Raw genomic sequence first — 24798 nt, forward strand, 5'->3', positions numbered from 1 at the left:
ATTAATTACATTACAAATAAAAAAAGGAAGACTAAAAAGCCTTCCCGCTATCATATCAAGTCTAGAAATTAGACGGTCATAATGTCCTTTTCTTTGACTTTGAGTAGCTCATCGATTTTGCTAGTAAACTCATCTGTGATCTTCTGAACGTCATCCTGTAAATCGCGGGATTCATCCTCAGAAATATCACTATTTTTTTCTTGCTTTCGCACATCATCAATCGCATCACGGCGGATATTCCGAATCGCGACTTTACCTTCTTCCGCCAATTTGCTGGCTGTTTTCACTAATTCTTTACGGCGTTCTTTCGTGAGAGGGGGAATATTCAAACGGACAATCGTACCGTCGTTATTGGGCGTTAACCCAAGGTCAGACATCGAAATCGCCCGCTCAATATCACTGACACTGCCTTTATCAAAAGGCTGAATCATGATCGTGCTAGAGTCTGGCGTCGTGATGCTAGCCAAGGACTTTAAGGGCGTATCTGCACCATAGTATTCCACTGTAATTCGGTCGAGAAGTGCTGCGCTCGCTCTACCGGTTCTTAAACTATTAAAAGACCGTTGGGTCGCATCAATAGTTTTTTTCATGTTGTCTCTGAGTTCATTTAACTGCACAGGAACCTCCCACAATTGTTCCAACTGGTTCACCTTTGACAGCGCGGACGATATTGCCTTTTTCAAAGAGATTGAACACCATGATCGGAATATCGTTTTCTTTGCACAGGGCGATCGCCGTACCATCCATTACCCTTAGATCATTGGCTAGAACGTGGGTATAGGTCAAGCTTTCGTAGCGTTTTGCATCAGGATTTTTTGCGGGGTCACTATCATAAATCCCATCGACCTTTGTGGCCTTAAAGATCACTTCTGCATCAATCTCAGCTGCCCGCAGCGCCGCAGTGGTATCGGTAGTAAAAAAGGGGTTACCAGAGCCAGCGCCAAAAATCACAACGCGTCCTTTCTCTAAATGACGAATTGCTCGACGACGAATATAAGGTTCTGCCACTTCTTGCATGGCGATCGCCGTCTGTACGCGAGTGGGAATATCAATTTGTTCGAGAGCATCCTGCAAGGTCATCGCATTCATTACTGTTGCGATCATGCCAATATAATCCGCATTGGCGCGATCCATACCTTTTGCCGAGGCTTGTACTCCCCGAAAAATATTGCCTCCGCCGACCACAACCACGAGCTGCACACCACTCGCAACGACCTCTCCAATTTCCCGGGCAATATCAGACACAATCTTTGGGTCAATCCCGTAGCCGAGATCCCCCATCAATGCCTCACCGCTTAACTTTAAAAGTACACGTTGGTATCCCATCGGTCGCCCCGTTTCTATCTCATTTGCTTTTTGCCTCCATTAAAATACCAGCTTTTCGTAATGGACAACGGAGGCAACTATTCTTAGCCTTACTTAGCCTTTTGAGATTGGCGATCGCCCCAGAGAGAACCTGATTTTATTACTATTAAGGGACAGATATTTCTAGTCAAAGGGCAGGATTTGGTGGGATGATCGACGTGACCTCTTCGGAACAGTGGCAATGGCAGGAATGGCAAGGGAAACCTTATCTCACCTGTGAACTTCTGCGACCTTGGCAACACGGCTTTTTCACAACCCATTTTGCGCCCCAAATGCCAGAGGAATTTGCCGCTGTTTTTGACATCAAACCAAACGCTTACCGAGTGAAACAAGTACATGGCAATGTTGTTTTATCTCCTACAGAAATCAGTTGGGAAGGGGAGCATTTCTCGCAGGCAGACGGCATTATTACCGATGGAAATGAACAAGCAGTTTTTGTCGCCTCGGCAGATTGTACGCCAGCATTGATCGGCGATCGCCTCACCGGACAAGTCTCAGCAGTTCATGCAGGATGGCGCGGCACAGCGAAACGTATTTTACCCACTGCAATTCAAAAATTTCTTGATGCAGGTTCAGAACTCAACAACTTATGTGTTGCGCTCGGCCCAGCAATTAGTGGCGAAGTTTATCAAGTATCTACCGACGTTGCCCTTGCGATGGGAACAAGTTTGGGCTTTAAAGATTTAGAGCACGACCCAGAGGCAATGATTCTTGCTCTCGAAAATATTGAACAGTCTCCATTACTCTTCGATCCAGAGCCAGACAAATTACGTCTCGATGTCCGTCGAGTGAATCAAATCCAACTCGAACAACTCGGTTTAGCACCAACACAAGTGGCGATCGCTCCACATTGTACATTTCAAGAACCCGATAACTTTTTCTCCTACCGCCGCAGTAACGAAAAGAAAGTTCAATGGTCAGGCATTACTTCCCGTAATCCTTAAAGTATTTCACGGCTCATTTCTAATAGACTCAATTAGCAATTTACATACAGTTTCGAGCTGAACTTAAACGACAATCTATTTTTCGAGGAAAACCAACCGTTACTTTTGTCCCTTGGTTAGGCTCGCTAGTATAAGAAATCTTTCCACCACACATATCTAAACACCCTTGAACAATGGATAACCCCAATCCAGTCCCTGGAATTGTGCCAACATTAGCACCTCGATGAAAGGGTTCAAAAATAGAGTCTTGATCATCAATATCAATCCCGATACCATAATCTTTGATAATTACAATCACCTGGGAAGCCAAACCTTTTAATTGGATATCAATATGACGACTATCTAGGGAATATTTAATGGCATTTGATAAAAGATTATTGAAAATTTGACCAAGAATTTTAGGATCATTTTCAAAGGGTTCTATTGTCCCTTTAACTTCCAAATTAATAGCATAGCTTGGTTTTTTCAATTTATATTCTTCAATTTGCTCTAATAAAAAATCCGAAATATTAACCGGTGTCGATTGTATTGGTATCTGCCCTCTTTCTATCTGATTAAAGAAGAGCATATCTTCGATCAAATGATTCATATGACGGACTTTATTCTCGATCATATTCAGCAATTTTTTTTGAGCAGCCTCTGGTAGACTCGCACCATGAATTCTCAATGTAGAAGCTGAGGCCAAAATTGAAGCTAATGGTGAGCGATATTCATGAGAAACAGTACCGATAATTTGGGACTTTAGAGCATTCAGTTCTTGCTCTCGCTGCAAGGATCGTTCGGTTTTAGATAACAATTCCGCCTGCTGAATGGCGATCGCCAACTGTAAAGATAATAATTTGATTAATTCTGTCTCTTCAATCGTCCAACAACGCGGTTCATCACATTGATGGGCAATCAGTAACCCCCAGAGTTGGGTTGACTGCGACTGATCCGATGAATTACGGCTAGTCGTCGTAAGTAAAATCGGTACAACTAGATTAGCTTTGACCTGAAATCGTTCTAACAGTTCAATGTGACAGGACGTTAATCCTGCTCGCTGAATGTCATTAATCGTCGTACATTTACCCTGGACATAATACTGAGCGCCATTATTTTGAAAGCAAGTATCAACGATTTTTTGTCCTAAGGTCGATTGATATTGAGAATTGACTGATTCTGCTACGATGACACCGCTCATATCCAATTCACATTTATAAAGCAGCACCCGATCACACTCTAGTAACTGACGGGTTTCAACTGTTGCCTGTTCAAGAACTTGTTCTAGATCCAGACTCTGGCGAATGCGGAGCGCGATAGAGGTAATAAGACTTTGGCGTTGTTTGCTTTTGTGCAGTCGAGTTTGTAAATTTGACTGCTTTAAAACATTTCGCACTGTAGATTGCAAACTTTCAGGCGTTATTTGTCGTTTAACAAGATAATCATAGGCTCCTTGTTTAATGGCCTGAACGGCGATCGCCTCATTACCTTGGCCGGTCATCATCACCACAGGAATCTGAGTATTAGATGTCTGGAGAATTTCGAGGAACTCCAGTCCATTCATATCTGGCAAATTAAAATCCAGCAAAATCAGATGACACACATGAGCATCTAAAAGCTGAAGGCCATCTTCACCAGTATCCGTACCTACAGTCAGATAACTTTGATGGGTATCACGCAGCAAAAACTGTTCATAGATATCTCGCTCATCAGGAGAGTCATCAATGATCAAGACAGTTAGAGACTGAGAATCTAATATTTTTTCCACATTCGTGTCTGCTGTTCGTCCAACTCAATCCCGGTTAAATCGGTCATCTTCCAAAAACTTTAGGGATTAGTCAAGACACAACAACATAGTAAAAATATATAGTTATCGTAACATCAAACAACTTGCGGCAAAGTGTTGGCATTCAACCAAAAATCAACAAATGCTTGTACCGTAATTCTCATTTGTTCAAAGTTAATTGGCTTAACCAGATAACCATTTGCACCATGGCGATAGCAAAAATCAATGTCTTGAGGATTACTAGAGGTCGTGAAGATAACTATCGGCATTTTTTTGAAGTTCTCATCTTCCTTAAGCTGCTCTAACACTTCACGGCCATCAGTTCCTGGCAAATTTAGATCTAGCAGTACCACTGATGGCTGGGGGATCAATTGCTTATTTGTATAGGCTCCTTTATAGGATAAAAAATCTAGAGCATCATCCCCATCTTTGCAACGATAGATAGGTTGCTGGATATTCATATCACCCAAAAATTCCATCAAAACAGTAAAGTCTTCGTCGTTATCTTCAACAACTAATAGGGGAGATTTCAACAATTTATCCATATAGAAAAGAGGGGGCCAGGAAGAAATGTGAACTTATTTGAACAAATATTAATGTCATCAAACCCTATTGTCTGAATATTTAATTTTTAATTTAGGAATCATCCACCATTTTTCTTTTGGAAATCGTCTGGATCTGATATCTCAGCCGCAGCCTTTTCTGAACAGGATGTGTTCAGTGTGAAGTAGAATGTCGAACCTTTTCCATAATCACTAGTTACCCAGATCGTTCCACCGTGATGTTCAATAATTTTGCGGGTTATTGTGAGACCAACTCCAGTACCGCCACCAAATTGCTCACGGCCATGGAGTCGTTTAAATAGCGTGAAAATTTTGTGTAGATGGCGATCACGGATCCCAATGCCATTATCTTTCACATAATAAATGAACTGATTTTTGATGTGATGTTCTTTGGCGATCACTCCAAACTCATCATCATCAGGGGCTAAGTAGCCAATTTCTACGAGTTTGTGAGATTGCGTATTGTATTTGAGGGCATTATTGAGCAGATTACTAAAAGCTTCTCTAATGACGATTGGGTCAACCTTCACAATCGGTAGCGATCGCGGTATCACAAACTCCGTTATTGCTTGCTCGTGATTCAGTTGTAGAAGATTCATCTCTTCACTCAAGATGACATTGAGATCCGTGACCTGCCGTTTAATTTCAGTCTGACCTAAACGCGAGAAATACAGCAACGCTTCAATCAAAGATTGCATCCGCTGGGTCAGCTTCATAATTGTCGCTAAACGCTTAACCCCTTCCTCTTCCAATGCGTCTGGGTAATCTCGAATCATCAAGTTGGCATAATTATAAATGCCGCGTAATGGTTCCTGTAAATCATGGGAAGCTGCATACGCAAAAGAATCAAGCTCTTTGTTACTGCGCTGTAACTCTAAATTAAGGTTGGCAAGCTCATCAGCTTTATTCAGGACAATACCCACTAGAGAACTACGTAGCTCCAAAGCAATCTTGATATCTGAGTCACGCCAAGGTAACGAACGATGATGTACTGTTTCTTTCCACACTTCAAATGATCGCCGTGGTGAAAGTTCTAAGTCACCATCATCATTTTTTACCAGCTGAGCTTCTGGCTCTCCAGCCCATTTAATCGTCTGGGAAACCTCTGGGCGAAACCAAAGGATAGAATACTGACGCACTTTCGAGATTTGTAGCAGAAAAATACCACTAGCGATCGCCTGAAAATTTTCGGCTGGCAAATACTCTTCCGCTAGCGCTTCTGTATAAAAAATATTGTTTTCTATTTTCGAGTTTGCCCAAGAAAGAAAGTCTCGAATGTCTTTGATCTCTGGTGTTTTGCCAATACAGGTAATCTCCCCATCAAGGCAAATTGCAGCACCATGAGCATCTATTAAGGCAAGCAGGGTTTGATCCGGCTCAGTTAATGCAGTTTGTAAATCATCGGCCTGGGCGATCGCCTCAATAAATTCCGATAAGTAGGCTTGTTGTTGTTTTTGAGCCTGAAGTTCCGTGTAGTTCAGTTTATTATTCAGCTCCAAACACATCAATTTCCCCAGAAAAACACAAGCTGTTCTAATGTCACAGGGGATATGCTTTGGGCTTGAATGATGACAATTAATCAGTCCCCATAATTGCCCATCTTTGATCAACGGCATCACCATAGAAGCTGCAACATCCATATTTTGGAGATATTGGACATGACAAGGCGATGGTGGCCTCAGAATTGCATAGCTCAGATCAAGAAGCTCTGAATCATTCAATGCGAGCAAAGGTATAGGTTCATCTTCAACATCAGAAATAAGCCGCAAAGCATTCATCTGGAACAACTCACGGGCCGAGACTGGAATGTCAACATTTGGAAAATGCAAACCTAAGTATGACGTCATGTGTTCCGCTTTGCTTTCTGCCTCTATTATCCCAACCCCATCGCGATCAAAACGATAGACCAAAACCCGTTCAAATCCAGTTAAATGGCGAATTTTTTCGACGAAAAACAACAATAAATTACGTAGATAAGTAACTTGCTGCATTTGCATCAAAGCATCTTCAAGAACCTCCTGAAAAGAGGCGATATTTTGTTTCGACTTAGCTTCAGTGGGTTCTAATTCAAGAATAAGAAGCTCTTCTATCTGATGCATAAGAGCAGAAAAACAACATTGCTTTCCTTGCACTTCAATTGCGAAATGATGCGTTTGAGGAGTATGAAATTGTTTATTTAGAATGGCCTCTAGATCAAGAATTTGCTGTTCAGAGAAAATGAAGTGTAGAGATTCTCCAAGTAACTTTTCTGCAGTTTGATCTAAATATGACGAGACATTTTGACTCACATGCTCAATCACAAAAGTTGTCGGATTAACAGCCAACAAAAAACCATGGGATTGTATTGCACCCGGAGTCCTCACTGGAAACCCCTCTGGATATCTGTCGAATAGTTCTTGTTGCTTAGCAGCTTGTGCCATGACAATAGTTTGTGACTAAAACAGCCATAAAATAGTTGGTCGTTTTTAAATATTTTTTTGCTCAATCAACTCAATCAAGGTTAATTGAATTCCTCATAAGCTTACTGCGACCTCTCATATCCTCTCTAGAAATGCTTATAAAAAAAGGGACAATAAAGCCCCTAATATCTATTAATTAAATTTAAATTGTTGAATAACCAGGATATTGAGTGAGAGTTTACTCTTCAACTGCGCTAACAAACTCTTCTTCAACCTCAACAGTATCAGCCGCAGCTTCCTGTTCTTCAACAGTGAGACCAGCCGCTTCAGCAAGCAACTTCTGGCGGTACTTCTCAGCCATTTCCTCAGCCTTCTCAAACACAAGCTCGCGATTCTTGAGCATATCACCAGGTTCAGGCTCAAGCTGCTTCGTAGAAAGGGAAATACGACCACGCTCAGCATCAAGATCAATGATCATTACCTTCAGCTCGTCATTCACCTGAAAGACGCTGTGAGGTGTATCGATATGATCATGAGAGATTTCAGAAATGTGGAGCAGACCGCTAACACCACCGATGTCAATAAATGCACCATAGGGCTTAATACCGCGGACGGAACCAACAACAACTTCACCAACTTCCAGGCCATTCATCTTACGCTCAACAAGCGCACGACGATGACTAAGGACGAGGCGGTTACGATCTTCATCAACCTCTAGGAACTTGAGAGGAAGTTCTTGACCAACCAAGTCTTCTTTTGCTTGGCGAGTGCTGATGTGAGAACCGGGGATAAAGCCGCGTAGACCTTCGATGCGAACTAACGCACCACCACGGTTTGTCGCGAAAACAAGGGAGCGAACGGTTGCATCTTCTGCCTGAAGCTGGCGAACACGTTCCCAAGCACGCATGTACTCGATACGACGAATGGAGAGCGTCAACTGACCATCTTCATTTTCATCGGTAAGGATAAAAAATTCGCGTGTTTCTTCCGCCTGTAAAACTTCATCGGGAGCATCAACACGGTTGATGGACATCTCCTGAATAGGAATATATGCTGCTGTTTTTGCACCAATGTCAATCAGTGCGCCTCTAGGCTCCATACTGAACACTGTACCGGGAACAATATCCCCAGGACTAAAGTGGTAATCGTACTTATCTAAAAGCGCGGCAAAATCTTCGTGGGTAAAACCAATATCTACTGTAGTTGTGTTCTGACTGACCATGTGTGTTCTATTCCTAGTGTTTAATCTCCTAAACTGTTTGTTGCTTGCCTCTTTTGATGATGGGTGGTGATTTTTTTTGATTCTCGCTACTCTATTGGGAACAGAGCCAAATCAAATCATCATGCCAACGCGCCAGAGGAATAGTTAAGGGATGGGAAAGCATCTCCTTCACCAGCGTGGGTAAATTACAGGGAATGGCGATCGCAGTTAGGAGTGCGGTGCATCGTAATTTACAGCAGCAAAAATGAGTCGTACTACGTTATAAATCGAAGTATGACCATCATCGATATCTTAAAATGACAAAAAGTAAATATATCTAAGATACAGGATACCAATAGTATCTCAAAAAACGGTTGAGATACAAATTTAAATCGCAGTATTTTTTCACGATGTAATGAAATCAATAAATAACAGCTTCGCAGTTACTTACTAGTCGGGGAAGCCAGGATTGTTTTCTTAGATGGGGACTTTTCTTTAGAGACAATATTATTATTTCCTTCTTCTTCAGCATCCTGCAACCACTCACTCGCTTCTTTAGCGGTATCTTGCAAATGATTGAGAGTATTGATAAAGTCATCAACGTCTTGGAATTGACGATATACCGATGCAAAACGCACGTAGGCAACCTCACTCTCTTGACGCAATCGATGCAATACAAGCTCACCAATTTTATCAGTGGAAATGCTGCGCTTCGGGCTCTGTTGGAGCTGGGTTTCGATTTCTTCGGTTATTGTTTCAATAATGCTTGGGGAGACTGCCGTCTTTTCACAAGCCCGTGCCATACCACGGATAAGTTTAGAACGATCAAAGGTTTCGCTTTGCCCATTGCGTTTAACGACTGAGATCGGAACAAATTCAATCCGTTCGTAAGTAGTGAAGCGGTGTTTACAGCTTAGGCATTCACGACGACGGCGAATGCTACGCCCAGCTCCTGTCGCTCTTGATTCGAGGACACGACTATCAGTATGGTCACAATAGGGGCAATGCATAATATCGAAACAGTTTATTTAATAAACTCTCAAATGTGTGTGATTGCGGGATATATGTGTTTACCACAAAACCCTAAATCAAGATCCCCGTTACGGTCTCGGCACTGCTCGGAGCTTGATTTAGGAAAAGCAATCTAAAAAGGTTCTTTTTACTTTTTTATTTTTCGATGCGAGGGGGCTCACGGAAGGCGATCGCAAAGAAAAGGACGGACAAGGACATCGCCAAGACGAGAATGTAAGCTACACTATCCATTTTTATTAACCAAAATATTCTGAACTTTGCTATAACTTTAACATTTTTTCGTTGAAATGAAATTGGGTGCGATTGAGATTAGCCCCTTTTCTGAAATTGTTTGAATTTTGTTTTGTTTTGTCTTCTGAAATGGAAAGCTAGGGTTGACTAAAAAAGGCGGTAAGTGTTCTGCTGGGAGACTTCGAGAAGAACTGTAATTTATCGATGGAGAGCAGAAATGGTAGATATTCGACAGTATCAAGTAACAGCAGAAGCACAGGGACAAAGACTCGATCAATGGTTGTCGCTGCAATTAGATGATCTCTCACGATCTCGTATCCAAAAGCTTATTGGTCAGGGTCAAGTTGCTATTAACGAAAAGGTATGTACGACTAAAAAATATAAGTTGAGTGGGGGTGATCGCCTGCAGGTGACAATTCCAGCACCAGTGAGTTTAGAGCTCCAACCGGAAGCGATGGATCTAGATATTCTGTTCGAGGATGACCATTTTCTGATCGTCAATAAGGCAGCAAATGTAGTAGTGCACCCAGCTCCAGGTCATTACACAGGCACATTAGTCCATGGTTTGCTTGCCCATTGTGGCGATCGCCTCGCAGGGATTGGTGGAGTACAACGGCCAGGAATTGTACATCGATTGGACAAGGATACGACCGGGGCGATCGCTATCGCCAAAACAGATCAAGCTCACCAACATTTACAGGCACAGATTAAAGCAAAAACCGCACGACGAGAATATTTAGGTGTTGTTTACGGTTGTCCGCAGCAACCAGCTGGCATCGTTGAAGCTCCTATCGATCGTCACAAAATCGATCGAAAAAAGATGGCGGTCATCGAGTCTGGTCGTCCGGCGCTTACCCGTTGGGAATTACAGGAAAGACTGGGTAATTATTCGCTGCTTTATTATCGTCTGGAAACAGGGCGAACCCATCAAATTCGGGTACACAGTGCCCATATGGGACATCCGATTGTCGGTGATCCGCTCTATTCCAGCAATCGTACTCTCAAAGTAAACTTAACCGGTCAAGCTCTCCACGCCCGTAAGTTAATTGTTGAACATCCGATAACTGGTGAAATAATCGAAGCGATCGCCCCATTACCTCCAGAATTTGAGAAGTTATTAAAAGTTTTGCGGCAGCGCTGCTAGCGCAGGGACTTCTACCTGAAAAATTGTCCCGGTTGGTTGATTATCCACCACAGAAATTTCACCACCATGAGCTTCGACCACCATTTTGCAAAACGTTAGACCCAAGCCCGTTTGCGGCAAATTAAATGGTTTCTGATCAATACTATATTTTTGGAAAATTGAGTCTTTCTTCTCATTCGGGATGCCTTGTCCCCAGTCTTTTACTGCAAATCTCAAGAGCGCATTGCCAGACACAGGTTCGATTGTCGAGGTGAGTGCAATCTCAATTGCGGTTTGAAACGGCGAAAATTTAAGGGCATTTGTCAATAAATTATTTAAGACCCGCGCCAACAAAGGGCGATCGCCTGTAAAAGTCTCTAGTAAACCATCAGCAAACACAATTTGAATCTCAACTTTCCTTGATCTCGCCAGATCCTGAAAATCAGCAACAACATCTTCCACCCACTCTCGGACTACAAAACATTGTTTCTGCAACGTCAAAGATCCAGCTTCCGCTCTGCCATAGGTCAAAAAATCATTCCGAAGACCATCTAGAACTCTAGCTGCCCGGCGAATGCGCGTTAGGCCCTGCGCCACCTTTTCTGGCAATTCCATGCGATTTAGGATTTCTGTTTGCAGTAAAAGCGTCGTAATTGGGTTAGTGAAATCATGGACAACCATATCCGTCAGATCGTTTCTTAACTGACGCGAATTTTTGAGCGCATCATACTGAAATTTAATGCGCAGCATCGAAATCACTCTAGCTCGCAGCTCGACCTTATTAATGGGCTTCGCAAGGAAATCATCAGCTCCGCTCGCCAGACAATCTGCCAAATAATCAGAACCCAAAGCAGTAATCATAATGACTGGAATATGCTGCCATTGTGGATTTTTTCGTACATGTCGGCAGAAGCCAAAACCATCCATCACCGGCATCATCGCATCAATAAGGATCAGATCTGGTAGATGTTTTTCCAGTCTCGCCAAAGCATTTTGGGCAGAGCCAACATAACTCAGTTGATAGTCTTCAGTAAATAAAAACCCTTCAATGACATCGAAGTTATCGGGTTCATCATCAACAATCAGAATATGTGGAGTTCTAGGAAAAGCAGGATAACTCATGGTCGTAGATTGGACGGCTCATGATTTCACAGCATTTCAGATTGACATAGACAATCTGAAATGCCGCTTTTTTTTCGGAGGAGGCCGTCGCAATAATAGTGATTAAAAAGCGCTTGAGATGCTTTGTCCTAATGAGGTGAGATTGTGCTCATTTCAATGGACAATGCAGAGACATGGCGAGTAGAAAATTGCGCAAAGCGATCAGTCATCGAAGGTAAAAAGAATGGCTATTTAATCAATGGAGCTTCGTATAAATCCGCTATAGATAAGAGTTTATGTAGGAAGATGAATATATCTAGTCTTCTTATTCGAGTTGGTGTTTAGCACAAAAAATCTCTGCCTGCACAAAAGAAACTGTTGTAGAGGTTAATAACGTTCAATCTCTGGTAGATAAATATTGAATGTAATTGCCCTAATTATATCTGAGGGTTTGAGGGACTTGTAAGCTTGAATATAGTTAGATGAAGATCTTTGCGTTTTATTGAGCCTTGTGGAGGATCAGCATAATGCTCGACTGGTTTCTTTCAATTTTTCTAGAGGCGCAATGTCCGCTCTGTCAACGTGTGGCCAAGGGAGATCTGGTCTGTAGGGATTGCGATCGCCAACTGCATCAATGCAAACTACCTAATCCAAAACTCTATTGGCAAGATTCATTGCCTTTATTTGTGTGGGGCAAGTATGACGATATTTTGAAACGGGCGATCGCCACCATGAAATATCAGAATCAACCTTTACTGGGTGCATGGCTTGGAGAACAACTCGCCCAAACTTGGCAACGCTCTTTTGCTGATTCTCAAAAGCTAACGGTCATCCCAATTCCAATGCACCCTCAGAAATATAAGGAACGAGGTTTTAATCAGGCAGCCCTGATCGCAAAACGCTTTGCACAGCTCAATAGATTTCGTTATGTCTCCCATGCTCTCAAACGGACGAAAGCAACAAAAGCACTCTTTAATCTAAATCTCTCAGAGCGGCAACAAGAAATTCGGCAAGCATTTTCGATTAATCCCAAGACTCTTCCACAATTAAAGCGGCAACGCGTTTTGTTGCTTGATGATATTTATACATCTGGTACAACAGCCCAAGAAGTAGCTCGCACTCTCACTCAAAAAGGAATTTCCGTGATGGGCATTGCGGCGATCGCCACCCCGAAAAAACAACATCCAGTCAAGCCCATCCCAAAGACTTCCCGATGACAATAACCGAGCCATTCGCCAAAATCTCCGCAATTAAGCGACTTTAGTCCTGAAATCCCATAATCTTCACCGCAATCAAGCTTTAAACCCAGAGAAACCCCTTTTCTGACCCAAAGCTATCGTTTAATGAACCTAGCGAGTAAATTACGAGGAAATTCCCCAACAACGGTAAAATATGGTTTGATGATGCAAGCCTCATAATGCAGCTTAAGCTCCATGATTTCTAGTAACGACTTTCGTAGTGGTACATCCATTGAATTAGACGGAAACGTCTGGCGTGTTGTTGAATTCCTCCACGTAAAGCCAGGGAAAGGTTCTGCCTTCGTACGAACTAAACTCAAGAATGCCCAAACCGGTAGCGTTGTTGAAAAAACGTTCCGTGCTGGAGAGACAGTTCCCCAAGCGATTTTGGATAAGCGTACAATGCAGCACACTTATAAAGATTCGGATCAGTACGTTTTCATGGACATGGAGACCTACGAAGAAGTTCGCCTAAACGAAAAACAAATTGGCGATCGCGTTAAATATCTCTTCGAAGAAATGGAAGTTAATGTCCTTTTCTGGAATGAGCAAGTCATCGACGTTGAACTGCCCAACACTGTCGTTCTAGAAGTCACCGAAACCGATCCTGGTGTGAAAGGAGATACTGCCACTGGTGGCACGAAACCAGCAATCGTTTCAACTGGTGCACAAGTTAATGTTCCCCTCTTTATTTCCATTGGAGAGAAAATCAAAATTGACACCCGTGAAGATAAGTATCTAGGTCGCGAAAACTAAAGAAGATAAGATCTTCGCTCTACCATCACAGCTGATGGTTCTAACCCCAGAAAGATTATCAGGGGAATCAGAAATGAGGAAACTTCAGCTAGTCTGAACTTTCCATTGCTGTTCATAATCATCGAGAGGAATAAATCGTTCTGTGGCTATCAATTTACAAGAAATTCAGGAGCTGCTAAATGCTATCGGGCAAACTAATGTCACTGAGTTTGAACTCAAAACCGATGACTTTGAGCTGCGTGTGAGTAAAGGAACAGTGGTGGCTGCTCCCACCATCATTCCTCAGGATATGACTACAGCGATGCCGGTGATCGCCCCAACACCTGTGGCGATTCCTACAGCCGCTCCGGCTCCAGCTCCTACACCCGAAGCTCTTGCTAATTCGGGCATTGATGAGAAATGGATCGCTGTGACTTCTCCTATGGTTGGCACGTTTTATCGCGCTCCTGCTCCCGGTGAGGATTCGTTTGTATCCATTGGCGAACACGTTGGTCTCGGCGATACGGTGTGCATTATTGAAGCGATGAAGCTCATGAACGAAATCGAATCTGAGGTGAGCGGTAAAGTCGTGAGAATTGAAGTTGAAGATGGTGAACCCATCGAGTTTGGTCAAACTTTGATGTTGATCGAGCCTGCTTGATATTCAAATCTTCATGATGGCAAAGATAAATATTCCTGAGTGTGATGCATCAAGATAATTCTTGCGGTGAATTTTAAAGGGTGAGGGAATTTACCAGTGGCGATCGCCCCTTGCGCTAAAATTTATTGCTAACCTAGCAAGACAGGGTTGGTTCAATCCAAACTCTGCAAACATTGCTTATACATTCCCTAGATATTCAGTTAACCGCGATCCTATGACTTCCTACTCCACTTTTTCTGCCAGAGCCGAAATGAGTGAACTACGCCGCCTCAAAACATTACTGCCCCCTGAGCTGCAAAGTTGGGTAATGGTTGAGGGAACAACGGAAGTGAACCCGCCTCTGATCCGTTCCGAAGAACTGGGGAAAGATGATATCGAAATACAGATCGATCTCGCGAAGTGGGAGAATTTGGCGATCGATCAACGTAATCTAATTTTTTGGCATGAAGTCGCAAAAGTTCAGAACGACACGATTCCCCGCGAAGGTTGGGAAATGGCAGCTTTAGCAATTGGTCTGGGTGGAGCAGTCGGTGAGCTGTGGGTACAGGATGGTCTGCTCTTAATTTTGGCCTTGGCACTTTGTGGTTTTTCTGGCTATCGCCTCTGGCAAAAAAATAGTGGTGAAAAACGGATGACAGTAGCCATTGAAGCTGATGAACAAGCCATTCGACTGGCAACCCGCTTTGGCTACACTTTGCCGAATGCTTATAAAAGTTTGGGTAGCGCGCTCAAGACATTGATCGAGCAAACGCCAAATCGTCGCAAGCGTAAAGACTTTGAAACCAGATTACAGTTTTTGCGAAAGAGTGCATCGAAAGCAAAGTCTCAAATGGAAGATCAAAAAATGCGCCGTCCAAAAATGAGCTAGGATTGCGGCGATCGCCACACATCAGAGATTTATTTAAAAAATTCAGTACCAAACAAACAACCTATTTAACGTGAGTTCTGGATAAGGAAAGAAAAGGAGAAAGCCCATATCGTGGAAGTTGTAACGAATCCACGGCTTTCTCCCATGTCCAGTCTAGAGGCTCTGTTTTGCCATGTTGATGATTTCTGTCGAATCTTTGAACCCTTATGGCATCAAGCGTTACTCAGCTCTGGCAAAAAATACCGTCGCCGTCAGAGAAGCCTCAGTCTGAGTGAGGTGATGACTATTCTCATTGCTTTCCATCAATCTCACTATCGAAATTTCAAGCATTTCTATCTCATCAAGGTGAAATGCGATTGGCAACAAGAGTTTCCTCTAGCTGTGAGCTATCAACGCTTTGTGACATGGATACCTTCGAGCTTGATTCCTCTCTGTAACGTGAGTTCGGGATAAGAAAGAAAAAGGAGAAAGTGCATATTGTGGAAGCTGATAACCAGTCCACCACTTTCTCCCATGACCAGTCTAGAACCTTTGTTCTGTTCCATTGATGATTTCTGCCAAGTCTTTGAACCTCAATGGCAACAACAATTACTGGTCTCAAAACAAAGACAGCGGCGTCGCCCCAGAAGCCTTAGTCTCAGTGAGATAATGACGATACTGATTGCTTTTGATCAATCTCATTATCGTCACTTCAAGTATTTCTATCTCATCAATGTGCGTCATCACTGGCGACGAGCCTTTCCTAGAGCCGTGAGTTACCAACGTTTTGTGGAGTGGATGCCTTCAACATTAGTACCGCTGTGCATCTATTTGCGTCACTGTTATGGCCAATGCACAGGCATCAGCTTTATTGATGCCACCAGTATCAAGGTTTGCCACAATCGCTGCATCGTGAAAGTCACACCCGGCAACACCGATGATAGAAAGCCGGTAGTGGAGCTTTTGAAAGAGTTATCGGGAAAAGTCTTTGCCGATAAAGGTTACGTCTCTCAACCTCTGGCACAGTATTTACAAGAAGAATATGATGTGAGGCTTCTATAGCAGGCAAGGAGTGGGTTAAGACAGAATAGGATAGAAGCAATAAACATAGATGCCATGCCTGCTCCCCATAGTCTTGATTTACGCCTAAAAGCTGTTGCCGCCTTCGATAAAGGTGAACGAAAAAGTGATATCTGTCGCTTCTTTGGTATTAGCCGAAATACGCTAGACCTGTGGCTGAAACGACGAGAGAAAATCGGTTCAGTCGCTCCGAAGACAGATTACCGTCGAGGCCCTCAACCGAAGATTAATGATCTAGATGCTTTTCGTGCTTTTGCAGAGAAATATGGGCATCTAACCCAGAAGGAAATGGCGGAGAAATGGCCAGAGTCTATTAGTGATGCATCCAGACGTGAAGCTCTACGGAAAATTGAATTTACTCGAAAAAAAAGACCTATCGATATCAAGAGAGAGATAAAGAATTAGAAAAAGCATTTGTGGCACAACTGAAGCAGTATGTCCAAGAACGACTCGTATATATCGATGAAAGTGGATTTGATAATACCTTAGATTATGGGTATGGCTACTGCCATAAGTCAGAGAGGTTTATCGCAGAGAAGTTAGGTCATCGTACAGAACGAGTTAGCGTGATTGGAGGATGGCGAGAGGGAGAGCAGATAGCACCGATGGTATTTGAGGGCTATGCCAACAGCGCCTTAGTTTGCCAATGGGTAGAGGATTGCTTAGTGCCAGAGTTGATTCCGGGTCAAATTATTATTCTGGATAATGCCAGTTTTCATCCAAAGGAAAGAATACAAACATTGGTGGCGAAGGCAGGATGTGAAGTGATATTTTTGCCACCCTACTCACCACACCTGAACAAGATAGAGAAGTTTTGGGGGAGGTTAAAGAAGGAGATAAGTAAGCTCATCAAGAAGACTGAGGATTTGTTCGATGCCATCAGAATAGCCTTCTGTTCTATGTCCTAACCTTCTCCTTCGCTGCTATAGCTAAGCCTCACATCATATTCTTCTTGTAAATACTGTGCCAGAGGTTGAGAGACGTAACCTTTATCGGCAAAGACTTTTCCCGATAACTCTTTCAAAAGCTCCACTACCGGCTTTCTATCATTGGTGTTGCCAGGCGTGATTTTAACATTGAGTAATTCGCCACAGTCATTGATGACCAGATGTAGTTTGAAGCCAAAGAACCAACCCACAGAGGTTTTACCTCGAGCAGCATGACCTTCAAAAACGCGATGTTGAGAGATGCGGCGATTGTGACAAACCTTGATACTGGTGGCATCAATGAAACTGATTCCTATGCATTGACCATAACAGTGACGCAAATAGACACACAGCGGTACTAATGTTGAAGGCATCCACTCCACAAAACGTTGGTCACTCACGGCTCTGGGAAAAGCTCCTCGCCAGTGATGACGCACATTGATGAGATAGAAATACTTGAAGTGACGATAGTGAGATTGATGAAATGCAATCAATATCGTCATTATCTCGCTGAGACTAAGGCTTCTAGGGCGACGTCGCCGCCGTTGTTTCGAGGCCAGTAATTGTTGTTGCCATTGAGGTTCAAAGACTTGGCAGAAATCATCAATGGAACAAAACAAAGGTTCTAGACTGGTCATGGGAGAAAGTGGTGGATTGCTTATTAACTTCCACAATATGCACTTTCTCCTTTTTCTTCCTTATCCCGAACTCACGTTAAATACAATCTCTTCGGCTAAATTTCAAAGAAAATCCTCCCTAAATTTAGGGAGGAATAAGCATTCTATTTTCTTGGGTTCAAATATTTAGATTAAACGGCATTTAATGCTTGGGAAAGGCGATCGCCATCCCAACCTTTCTGGTGGAGAAGTACCCAAGATTGCATTAAATCGGGCCCTTGCAACTTACCCATTAGACCTGCACGAAGAGATTTCATTACAAGGCCTTTTTTCACACCGTGGACTTTAGTGACATCTTTGATAATCGCTTTGCAACCAGCGACATCTAGCTCGTCAGTTTCTTTAAGTGCTTTCAAAACATCCTGCAATACCGTCACAACACCCTCAGTTTGGAGCTGCTTGGTTGCTTTCTCATCAAGTTCGATAGCATTACCAAACAACAATTCAGTTTCCTTCACGACATCAGTCAATCGCGTTAGACTCGGCTGCACCAGTTCAGTCAAAGTCTCTAACCAGGAGCGATCGCCTAAATATTCACCGTGCCCAGCTTCTTCAAGGTAGGGAATCAAAGCATCAGTCAGCTCAGCACCAGGCATCTCGTGGAGGTATTGGGAATTAATCCAGTCAAGTTTATCCCAATCAAATTTTGCACCAGCTTTATTCACACGGTCGAGAGAAAACTGCTTGGCAGCCTCATCCAACGTAAAAATTTCCTGAGTAGAATCAGGTGCAGTCCAGCCGAGTAAAGTCATGTAGTTCGACAAAGCCGGAGCAGTGAAACCCATCTTTCGGAAATCATCCACTGACGTTACACCATCACGCTTCGATAGCTTGCGGCCTTCTTGATTAAGAATGAGCGGCGTATGGGCAAATTGAGGCACTTTTGCGCCAAGCGCTTCATACAAAAGAATTTGTTTTGCGGTATTGGCAATATGATCTTCACCACGAATGACGTGAGAAATTTGCATATCCACATCGTCTACCACAACAGCAAGATTATAGAGAGGCTGGCCAAAAGCTTCGTCTCCTTCGGGTGTTCTTGCAATCACCATGTCGCCACCGAGATCACTGCCTTGCCAAGACATATTGCCGCGGACTAAATCCTTCCAAATAATTTGTTGGCCATCATCAATTTTGAAACGAATCACAGAAGTACGACCTTCTGTCTCAAAAGCAGTTCTCTCTTCATCAGTGAGATTGCGGTGGCGGTTATCGTAGCGAGGGGCTTGATTATTCGCTTTTTGTGTTTCTCGCATTGCATCGAGTTCTTCGGGAGTGCAATAGCAACGGTATGCCAAGCCTTTATCTAGGAGGGTTTGGATAGCGGCTTTGTATTGATCGAGGCGTTGGGTTTGGAAGAATGGGCCTTCATCCCAAGTCATGCCCAGCCACTCAAGACCGGATTTAATATTTTCGGTATATTCGGGGCGCGATCGCTCGGTATCAGTATCTTCAACGCGGAGAATAAAAGTACCGCCTTGGTTGCGGGCAAAGAGCCAATTAAATACGGCAGTTCTGGCAGTACCAATATGGAGGTTACCAGTGGGGCTAGGGGCAATACGAACGCGAACGGTCACAGAGTTAATCCTTTTGTATAAGTTTTTAGTTTAGGTTTAATATTTTCCCATTGTCTTTCAGGAAATTGAAGTAACAACAAAAAAACATCGCCTTACAAGAAGACGATGTGGGAAATTGAGTTTACTGTCAGAAATCACGAGATTGAAGATTTAGCTAACAACTTCAAGCTCATGTTCTGCGAAGTTATTAGTGTTGAGACCACTGGGGTTACCGCTGAAACCGGTGTAGTTTACTTTGTCGAAGCGAACAATAACAGGATAGATGATGCCGCTCTTATCAACGCTGGCAACTGTACCAACGTCTTTGTACCAGTAGGACTCTTTACGGAGAATGCGAACTTTAGCACCGCGTGCAATTGCCATTCTATTTTTCCTCTAAAACGAATACTAAAAAAGTAATTAGACTTATGAAATAAGCGTACTATCGCAGAGTAGATTTCTGTAACACAGTGAGTTTAAGTTTTATTGCGAATCTTGCCAGCGCAGACGTACAAAGTGACTCTGATTGCCAGTCCAATCGGTGCTTTCTTCGATTTCTTCAATGGCGAGATTAAAAGGAATTGCGGTGGTGAGATATCTCTGGGCATATCGGCCAACCTCTGGGGCGATCGCCATGGCAGTGGCAGCGGCAGTGCCCATCCCAACAAGCTGAGAAATCGGATCTTTGGGCAGAAGCCATGAGGCTCCAGCAGCTAAGCCAGCGGTTAAAAACATTGTTACAGAAAAGTTTGTGCCACAGCGGGGATGTACGGCTAAATTCCCTTCGCCAGACCGGAGGCGATCGCCCGCATTCGCGACAGCTCGATAGAGATCCGTTTTGTCCACCGCGCCATAAAGATAAAACCCCTTTTCAGTAGACATCCCACCGAGTTCGGCATAGCCTCGCCGCCATTCTGCGGGAAATTGCTCAGCAATCTCCGTCAACATCCACACTGTGCCATGTTCGAGAGCATGGACTTGACGTACCACCAAAGCTTCCCGTAATCCTGGCACAAAATTGAGCTGGGCAATTAGCTCTTGATCTAATGTTTGCTGCGGCACAAACCAACCTTCATCCCAAAACGGCTCATTCACTGTCGTCATAATCTGTAGTCCTCTGTCTGAAGCTTCAGAGGCCATTTAGCTAGCGTTTCTATTCTAGCGACTACGACCCGATGCCAAGTTGTCCTGCCAAACTGGGGCTCAGAGGAATGAGGGTGATCAACATAAATAACAATGCTACTAAACCAAGAATTGCTCGACCATCGTCTGGTTCTAGCAATTCATTCAGACTAGGACGTTCAGCATCACGCTGGAGAAACGCAATAATCAGCGCCCAATACAAGGGAATGGGATTGGAGGGATTAAATAACGCGACCAAACCTAAAACGACAAGAGTTGCGAGGGTTGTACGTCGTGCCGTTTTACGGCCATAAATCGCCTGAATGACTCGACCACCGTCTAGGCAACCAGCAGGCATTAGGTTTAAGGCACTGATCACCAAACCGAGCCACCCCAAAATAGTGAGGGGATGGATAGCGACAACGGCTTCTTGAATGGCATCACCCATAAAGAGACGGGCAAGGGTTCCCACAAGGATTGAGCCTTGGAAAAATTGGCTCGGAATTTGGAAAAGGCTATTTGGTTGGGATAGGGCAAAACCGCTCACCAACATCAAGATAGAGAGTAATCCTCCTGCAATTGGTCCGGCGATCGCAATGTCAAAGAGGGCAGTGCGAGTGGGTAATAGAGATTCAAAACGAGTAATTGAACCGAATGCACCAATTTGCCAATTTGGAAGGAAAAAAGGAACGCTGAGCTTCACATCATATTTTTTGCTGACGACCCAGTGGGCAATTTCATGGGCACCAAGAACCACCCATAACCCCAAGCTCAGAGGTAATACTTCTTTGTAGCGGGAAATATTACTAGACAAATCAAAGCCCTGTAAAATGCCGAGGGCTTCAAGGGTCGTGGCGAGGGCGGCGAGTAAGAGAACTAAGGCTAAATTTTTCTGGACAAGAGTGGTCGTTTTCGGATCATTGGTACTGGGTAAAACAATCACAACGGGTCTATTTTCAGGATCCTCCACTAAAAATAAACGGTATTTATCTCCAAGGCGATCGCCTAATTTTGTTGTTAGTTTCTGGTGGGTTAACTCCGGATCTCCACGTAAGTTCCCTTTAAAAATCGCGCCATCTTGGTAGGGAATAGACTCCGTAGAGAAAAAAGTGTCAATCCCAAAAATCCCCTTAATAGCCTGCAAATCTTCGGCATCGATAGGATCAATCATCGGCTCAGAAGTATCATTCGCAGCGGAATTTGGTGCAGTCTCCTGAGTTGATTCGTTCTGGCGGTTTTCTTCTTCCTGAATGCGGGCGATCGCCTTTTGTTTAAGCTCTTCAGCTTGTCCTGCTTCTCGCCGCAAATTACCGAGGTACATATACATACCTGCCGACGAGACCAACAGCATTAATACCCCAAGCACACTGAGACTAATACCAAGCAGTACACAGCTGATAAAGACGAGCCATGGCATTGTCACTGTGAGGGATTGCCCCCAAGCGAGTAGGCCAACACGACCTTGTTTCTGTGATCGCTGATATCCCCACAAAACCATGCCAAACGTTGTGACCGCTAAAAAGATTAGTGCAGAGGTTTCCGGAGAAAAAACCATAATGTGTTGTTAAATATCTGTTTTTTATGTTCTACATATTCTAAGGGGATTTGAAGCTAAAGGTTTTCCGGTGGCGATCGCCCAATCACTGAAACTCAGGTTATTACTTTGCCGCATCACATCCTAATCCGACAACAAATCCAGCTGTGTCGTTTGAGGTTTGACTCCATCTATCAAGCCTAAATGTTTGCGTGCATTCACCGTCACAACCCGTCCCCTCGGCGTACGATTTAGAAATCCAATTTGTAGAAGGTAAGGTTCGTAAACTTCTTCAATAGTTTTGCTGTCTTCTCCAGTTGCAGCAGCGATCGCCTCCACACCCACAGGGCCACCGCCAAAATGACTCACCATCGTTTCGAGAATTAGACGGTCTGTCCAATCCAAACCCAACGGATCAACGTTATACAAATCCATGGCCGTGGCAGCCACCTCTTGATTAATCTCATCAAACCCTTTCACTTGGGCATAATCCCGGATGCGTCGTAACAATCGGTTCGCAATCCTTGGCGTTCCCCGCGCCCGTCTCGCAATGGCGATCGCCCCCTCTTCAGTGACAGGCTGTCCAAGAATTTTGGAACTTCGGTGCACAATAGCAACCAGCTCATCCACTTCGTAAAATCGTAGCCGTTGAATCAAACCAAACCGATCTCGCAGCGGTGACGTTAAAGAACCAACTTTTGTCGTCGCGCCGATGAGCGTAAAGGGTTTCAGAGGAATACTCCGAGTTCTCGCACTGACCCCTTTTCCAATCGTGATATCGAGCCGACTATCTTCCATCGCCGGATAAAGCAATTCTTCCGCCATACGGTTCAGTCGATGGATTTCGTCGATAAACAAAATATCGCCTGCCTCTAGCCCCACCAAAAGTCCACTAATATCGCGAGGACGTTCCAAAGCTGGAGCTGCCGTAATTTTGCATTTGACTCCCATTTCCGCCGCCAAAATCAACGACATTGTGGTTTTCCCTAACCCCGGTGGCCCATAGAGCAGCATATGATCTAGCGGTTCTTGACGGGATTTCGCCGCGGCGATTGCAATGCCCAAAACCTCCTTTAAATCCTTTTGCCCCAGATAATCTGCCAAAGTTTGGGGACGAATACGATCTTCAGACGTAGAGTGATCTGTCTCATTCGGTAAAGCTTGGCTATTAGTGAGCGGGTCACGCCCTGAACTACGGGTTGTTTTTTCCTGTTTTGGCGGTGTATTACCTTGGCTTCGTTTAATCGCCATTGCTTGCAAAATAAAACATCTGTTCTTCTATCCTATGCTGAATTTTCTCTGGGGCGATCGCCTAATACGGAGACCAAAAGACATAACATCATCATTTGTGCGACAAATCACCTAAGGAAGATTGCAGCTTTAGGTAGAATAATGAGCAATTCACCCAGGGTGTCATAAGCCTATAACGCTTTTCTTTCTGATCACCGTAAACGAACAATTCGAGGACAACAATATTCATGAAAGCCATGATTCTGGCAGCGGGCAGGGGCACAAGGGTACGCCCCATCACCTATACCATCCCCAAGCCTCTGATTCCAATTTTGCAGAAACCAGTAATGGAATTTTTACTGGATCTTCTCGCCGAACATGGCTTCGACCAAATTATGGTGAATGTCAGCCACCTCGCCCACGAAATTGAAGGCTATTTCAAGGATGGGCAGCGCTATGGCGTTAACCTTGCCTATTCCTTTGAGGGCAGTATCGAAGATGGTGAGCTAAAAGGAGATGCCCTTGGTTCTGCAGGTGGTATCCGAAAGATTCAGGACTTCAATCCCTTTTTTGACGATACTTTTATCGTGATGTGCGGGGATGCTTTAATCGACCTTGACCTCACTGAAGCAGTAAAATGGCACCGCGAAAAAGGGGCGATCGCCACAATTGTGACCAAATCTGTCCCTCTCGAAGATGTGCCAAGCTATGGCGTTGTGGTCACCGATGACGAAGGTCGGATCGAAAGCTTCCAAGAAAAACCTTCCGTCGAAGAAGCCCTCAGCAATAAGATCAACACTGGCATCTATATCTTTGAACCCGAAGTAATCGACTATATCCCACCCAATTGCGAATTTGATATTGGTGGCGAACTCTTCCCGAAACTGGTTGAAGCAAAGGCTCCATTTTTCGCCCTTGATATGGACTTTGAATGGGTAGATATCGGTAAAGTCCCTGATTATTGGCAAGCGATTCAAGATGTGTTGCAGGGCAAAGTCAAAAATGTTGGTATTCCTGGTATCGAAGTGAAACCAGGTGTTTACACAGGCTTAAACGTTGCAGTGAACTGGGACAAGGTCGAAATCGAAGGCCCTGTTTATATTGGTGGCATGACCCGCATTGAAGATGGTGCAAAAATTGTTGGCCCTACCATGATTGGCCCCAGCTGCTGGATTTGTTCTGGAGCAACAGTCGATAGTAGCGTGATTTTTGAATATTCCCGCCTTGGTTCTGGGGTCAGAATCAAAGACAAGCTGGTATTTGGTCGCTATTGCGTCGATAAAACAGGGGCAACTATTGATCTTCAAGAAACAGCTCTCGACTGGTGGATTACCGATGCCCGCCATGCAAACCCGCCAGAAGCACCAATCGACGCAAATCCTCATGTTGCAGAAAGTCTAGAGCTCGAAGAATTTCTCAACGCCGCAGCGGTTGAATAGAGACAGATTACTTTGTCATCATCATTAAA

General features: G+C 43.9%; 21 protein-coding genes and 4 pseudogenes. 10 read left to right on the forward strand and 15 right to left on the reverse strand.

The annotated features are described in order from the left end of the window. Positions 1 to 68 precede the first annotated feature (68 nt). Entirely contained in the window at positions 69 to 617 is a 549-nt protein-coding gene (frr, locus tag LEPTO7376_RS01590; protein ID WP_015132548.1) for a ribosome recycling factor, read from the reverse strand. Next, positions 604 to 1326 (reverse strand): UMP kinase, encoded by a 723-nt coding sequence (gene pyrH, locus LEPTO7376_RS01595; protein WP_015132549.1) that lies wholly within the window; start codon positions 1324 to 1326, stop codon positions 604 to 606. Before pyrH ends, frr begins: the two co-directional genes overlap by 14 nt. A gap of 188 nt (positions 1327 to 1514) precedes the next feature. On the opposite strand from pyrH, the gene pgeF reads away from it, so the two are divergent. Continuing rightward, entirely contained in the window at positions 1515 to 2309 is a 795-nt protein-coding gene (gene pgeF / locus LEPTO7376_RS01600; RefSeq protein ID WP_015132550.1) for a peptidoglycan editing factor PgeF, read from the forward strand. Between the two features lie 40 nt (positions 2310 to 2349). Here pgeF and LEPTO7376_RS01605 read toward each other — a convergent pair whose 3' ends face one another. The 6 genes from LEPTO7376_RS01605 to LEPTO7376_RS24200 form a co-directional block, all read right to left on the reverse strand. Then, positions 2350 to 4056: an ATP-binding protein gene (locus LEPTO7376_RS01605; RefSeq protein WP_015132551.1), complete on the reverse strand. Its 1707-nt coding sequence runs from the start codon at positions 4054 to 4056 to the stop codon at positions 2350 to 2352. Between the two features lie 113 nt (positions 4057 to 4169). After that, complete coding sequence (locus tag LEPTO7376_RS01610; protein ID WP_015132552.1) at positions 4170 to 4619, reverse strand: response regulator; 450 nt, start codon at positions 4617 to 4619, stop codon at positions 4170 to 4172. A gap of 98 nt (positions 4620 to 4717) precedes the next feature. Beyond that, entirely contained in the window at positions 4718 to 7057 is a 2340-nt protein-coding gene (locus tag LEPTO7376_RS01615; protein ID WP_015132553.1) for an ATP-binding protein, read from the reverse strand. 217 nt (positions 7058 to 7274) lie between these two features. Next, the gene (locus LEPTO7376_RS01620) at positions 7275 to 8258 is read right to left on the reverse strand and encodes a 30S ribosomal protein S1 (RefSeq protein ID WP_015132554.1); all 984 of its coding nucleotides are present in this window, start codon (positions 8256 to 8258) and stop codon (positions 7275 to 7277) included. A 422-nt stretch (positions 8259 to 8680) separates the two neighbouring features. Then, the gene (gene nrdR / locus LEPTO7376_RS01625; RefSeq protein ID WP_015132555.1) at positions 8681 to 9247 is read right to left on the reverse strand and encodes a transcriptional regulator NrdR; all 567 of its coding nucleotides are present in this window, start codon (positions 9245 to 9247) and stop codon (positions 8681 to 8683) included. 157 nt (positions 9248 to 9404) lie between these two features. Continuing rightward, positions 9405 to 9500: a photosystem II reaction center protein T gene (locus tag LEPTO7376_RS24200; RefSeq protein ID WP_015132556.1), complete on the reverse strand. Its 96-nt coding sequence runs from the start codon at positions 9498 to 9500 to the stop codon at positions 9405 to 9407. A 217-nt stretch (positions 9501 to 9717) separates the two neighbouring features. Here LEPTO7376_RS24200 and LEPTO7376_RS01630 point away from each other — a divergent pair, with 217 nt between their 5' ends. Continuing rightward, a complete protein-coding gene (locus tag LEPTO7376_RS01630; RefSeq protein WP_015132557.1) occupies positions 9718 to 10644 on the forward strand; it encodes an RluA family pseudouridine synthase in 927 nt (308 codons plus the stop codon). On the opposite strand, the gene LEPTO7376_RS01635 is transcribed toward LEPTO7376_RS01630, so the two are convergent. Continuing rightward, the gene (locus LEPTO7376_RS01635; RefSeq protein WP_015132558.1) at positions 10618 to 11745 is read right to left on the reverse strand and encodes a hybrid sensor histidine kinase/response regulator; all 1128 of its coding nucleotides are present in this window, start codon (positions 11743 to 11745) and stop codon (positions 10618 to 10620) included. The genes LEPTO7376_RS01630 and LEPTO7376_RS01635 overlap by 27 nt on opposite strands. A gap of 506 nt (positions 11746 to 12251) precedes the next feature. Here LEPTO7376_RS01635 and LEPTO7376_RS01640 point away from each other — a divergent pair. From LEPTO7376_RS01640 to LEPTO7376_RS28825, 7 genes and pseudogenes are all read left to right on the forward strand, one after another. Continuing rightward, a complete protein-coding gene (locus LEPTO7376_RS01640) occupies positions 12252 to 12941 on the forward strand; it encodes a ComF family protein (protein ID WP_015132559.1) in 690 nt (229 codons plus the stop codon). Between the two features lie 216 nt (positions 12942 to 13157). Next, the gene (efp, locus tag LEPTO7376_RS01645; protein ID WP_015132560.1) at positions 13158 to 13718 is read left to right on the forward strand and encodes an elongation factor P; all 561 of its coding nucleotides are present in this window, start codon (positions 13158 to 13160) and stop codon (positions 13716 to 13718) included. A 142-nt stretch (positions 13719 to 13860) separates the two neighbouring features. After that, on the forward strand, positions 13861 to 14358 hold the full coding sequence (gene accB / locus LEPTO7376_RS01650) for an acetyl-CoA carboxylase biotin carboxyl carrier protein (protein ID WP_015132561.1): 498 nt from the start codon (positions 13861 to 13863) through the stop codon (positions 14356 to 14358). A gap of 214 nt (positions 14359 to 14572) precedes the next feature. Next, positions 14573 to 15226, forward strand: a complete 654-nt coding sequence (locus LEPTO7376_RS01655; protein WP_015132562.1) for a DUF3318 domain-containing protein — start codon at positions 14573 to 14575, stop codon at positions 15224 to 15226. Between the two features lie 144 nt (positions 15227 to 15370). Next, positions 15371 to 15661, forward strand: a pseudogene (locus LEPTO7376_RS01660) (IS982 family transposase); the annotation flags it as partial. Positions 15662 to 15739: 78 nt separating this feature from the next. Further along, positions 15740 to 16264, forward strand: a pseudogene (locus LEPTO7376_RS01665) (transposase); the annotation flags it as partial. 57 nt (positions 16265 to 16321) lie between these two features. Continuing rightward, positions 16322 to 17193, forward strand: a pseudogene (locus LEPTO7376_RS28825) (IS630 family transposase). Between the two features lie 23 nt (positions 17194 to 17216). On the opposite strand, the pseudogene LEPTO7376_RS01680 reads toward LEPTO7376_RS28825, so the two are convergent. The 6 genes and pseudogenes from LEPTO7376_RS01680 to ruvB all read right to left on the reverse strand — a co-directional run. Further along, positions 17217 to 17849 (reverse strand): annotated as a pseudogene (locus LEPTO7376_RS01680) (IS982 family transposase); the annotation flags it as partial. Positions 17850 to 18019: 170 nt separating this feature from the next. Further along, positions 18020 to 19465: a glutamate--tRNA ligase gene (gene gltX, locus LEPTO7376_RS01685; RefSeq protein WP_015132565.1), complete on the reverse strand. Its 1446-nt coding sequence runs from the start codon at positions 19463 to 19465 to the stop codon at positions 18020 to 18022. Between the two features lie 150 nt (positions 19466 to 19615). Then, complete coding sequence (locus LEPTO7376_RS24210; RefSeq protein ID WP_015132566.1) at positions 19616 to 19828, reverse strand: photosystem I reaction center subunit IV; 213 nt, start codon at positions 19826 to 19828, stop codon at positions 19616 to 19618. 99 nt (positions 19829 to 19927) lie between these two features. Next, positions 19928 to 20548 (reverse strand): DUF6391 domain-containing protein, encoded by a 621-nt coding sequence (locus LEPTO7376_RS01695; RefSeq protein WP_015132567.1) that lies wholly within the window; start codon positions 20546 to 20548, stop codon positions 19928 to 19930. A 61-nt stretch (positions 20549 to 20609) separates the two neighbouring features. Beyond that, a complete protein-coding gene (locus LEPTO7376_RS01700; protein ID WP_015132568.1) occupies positions 20610 to 22121 on the reverse strand; it encodes a site-2 protease family protein in 1512 nt (503 codons plus the stop codon). Positions 22122 to 22244: 123 nt separating this feature from the next. Further along, positions 22245 to 23351: a Holliday junction branch migration DNA helicase RuvB gene (gene ruvB, locus LEPTO7376_RS01705; RefSeq protein ID WP_015132569.1), complete on the reverse strand. Its 1107-nt coding sequence runs from the start codon at positions 23349 to 23351 to the stop codon at positions 22245 to 22247. Between the two features lie 227 nt (positions 23352 to 23578). On the opposite strand from ruvB, the gene LEPTO7376_RS01710 reads away from it, so the two are divergent. Further along, the gene (locus tag LEPTO7376_RS01710; RefSeq protein ID WP_015132570.1) at positions 23579 to 24769 is read left to right on the forward strand and encodes a sugar phosphate nucleotidyltransferase; all 1191 of its coding nucleotides are present in this window, start codon (positions 23579 to 23581) and stop codon (positions 24767 to 24769) included. Positions 24770 to 24798: the final 29 nt, after the last annotated feature.

Origin of the sequence: [Leptolyngbya] sp. PCC 7376, assembly GCF_000316605.1 — a bacterium.
Lineage (GTDB): Bacteria > Cyanobacteriota > Cyanobacteriia > Cyanobacteriales > MRBY01 > MRBY01.

What these genes read in the sequence shown, in the direction of transcription:
- efp (WP_015132560.1), top strand. Translation starts at nt 13,158, where the DNA reads ATGATTTCTAGTAACGACTTTCGTAGTGGTACATCCATTGAATTAGAC.
- LEPTO7376_RS01700 (WP_015132568.1), bottom strand. Translation starts at nt 22,121, where the DNA reads ATGGTTTTTTCTCCGGAAACCTCTGCACTAATCTTTTTAGCGGTCACA.
- LEPTO7376_RS01615 (WP_015132553.1), bottom strand. Translation starts at nt 7,057, where the DNA reads ATGGCACAAGCTGCTAAGCAACAAGAACTATTCGACAGATATCCAGAG.
- ruvB (WP_015132569.1), bottom strand. Translation starts at nt 23,351, where the DNA reads ATGGCGATTAAACGAAGCCAAGGTAATACACCGCCAAAACAGGAAAAA.
- pyrH (WP_015132549.1), bottom strand. Translation starts at nt 1,326, where the DNA reads ATGGGATACCAACGTGTACTTTTAAAGTTAAGCGGTGAGGCATTGATG.
- LEPTO7376_RS01630 (WP_015132557.1), top strand. Translation starts at nt 9,718, where the DNA reads ATGGTAGATATTCGACAGTATCAAGTAACAGCAGAAGCACAGGGACAA.
- LEPTO7376_RS24200 (WP_015132556.1), bottom strand. Translation starts at nt 9,500, where the DNA reads ATGGATAGTGTAGCTTACATTCTCGTCTTGGCGATGTCCTTGTCCGTC.
- LEPTO7376_RS01640 (WP_015132559.1), top strand. Translation starts at nt 12,252, where the DNA reads ATGCTCGACTGGTTTCTTTCAATTTTTCTAGAGGCGCAATGTCCGCTC.
- LEPTO7376_RS01610 (WP_015132552.1), bottom strand. Translation starts at nt 4,619, where the DNA reads ATGGATAAATTGTTGAAATCTCCCCTATTAGTTGTTGAAGATAACGAC.
- nrdR (WP_015132555.1), bottom strand. Translation starts at nt 9,247, where the DNA reads ATGCATTGCCCCTATTGTGACCATACTGATAGTCGTGTCCTCGAATCA.
- LEPTO7376_RS01620 (WP_015132554.1), bottom strand. Translation starts at nt 8,258, where the DNA reads ATGGTCAGTCAGAACACAACTACAGTAGATATTGGTTTTACCCACGAA.
- LEPTO7376_RS01655 (WP_015132562.1), top strand. Translation starts at nt 14,573, where the DNA reads ATGACTTCCTACTCCACTTTTTCTGCCAGAGCCGAAATGAGTGAACTA.
- LEPTO7376_RS24210 (WP_015132566.1), bottom strand. Translation starts at nt 19,828, where the DNA reads ATGGCAATTGCACGCGGTGCTAAAGTTCGCATTCTCCGTAAAGAGTCC.
- pgeF (WP_015132550.1), top strand. Translation starts at nt 1,515, where the DNA reads ATGATCGACGTGACCTCTTCGGAACAGTGGCAATGGCAGGAATGGCAA.
- LEPTO7376_RS01635 (WP_015132558.1), bottom strand. Translation starts at nt 11,745, where the DNA reads ATGAGTTATCCTGCTTTTCCTAGAACTCCACATATTCTGATTGTTGAT.
- LEPTO7376_RS01695 (WP_015132567.1), bottom strand. Translation starts at nt 20,548, where the DNA reads ATGACGACAGTGAATGAGCCGTTTTGGGATGAAGGTTGGTTTGTGCCG.
- LEPTO7376_RS01710 (WP_015132570.1), top strand. Translation starts at nt 23,579, where the DNA reads ATGAAAGCCATGATTCTGGCAGCGGGCAGGGGCACAAGGGTACGCCCC.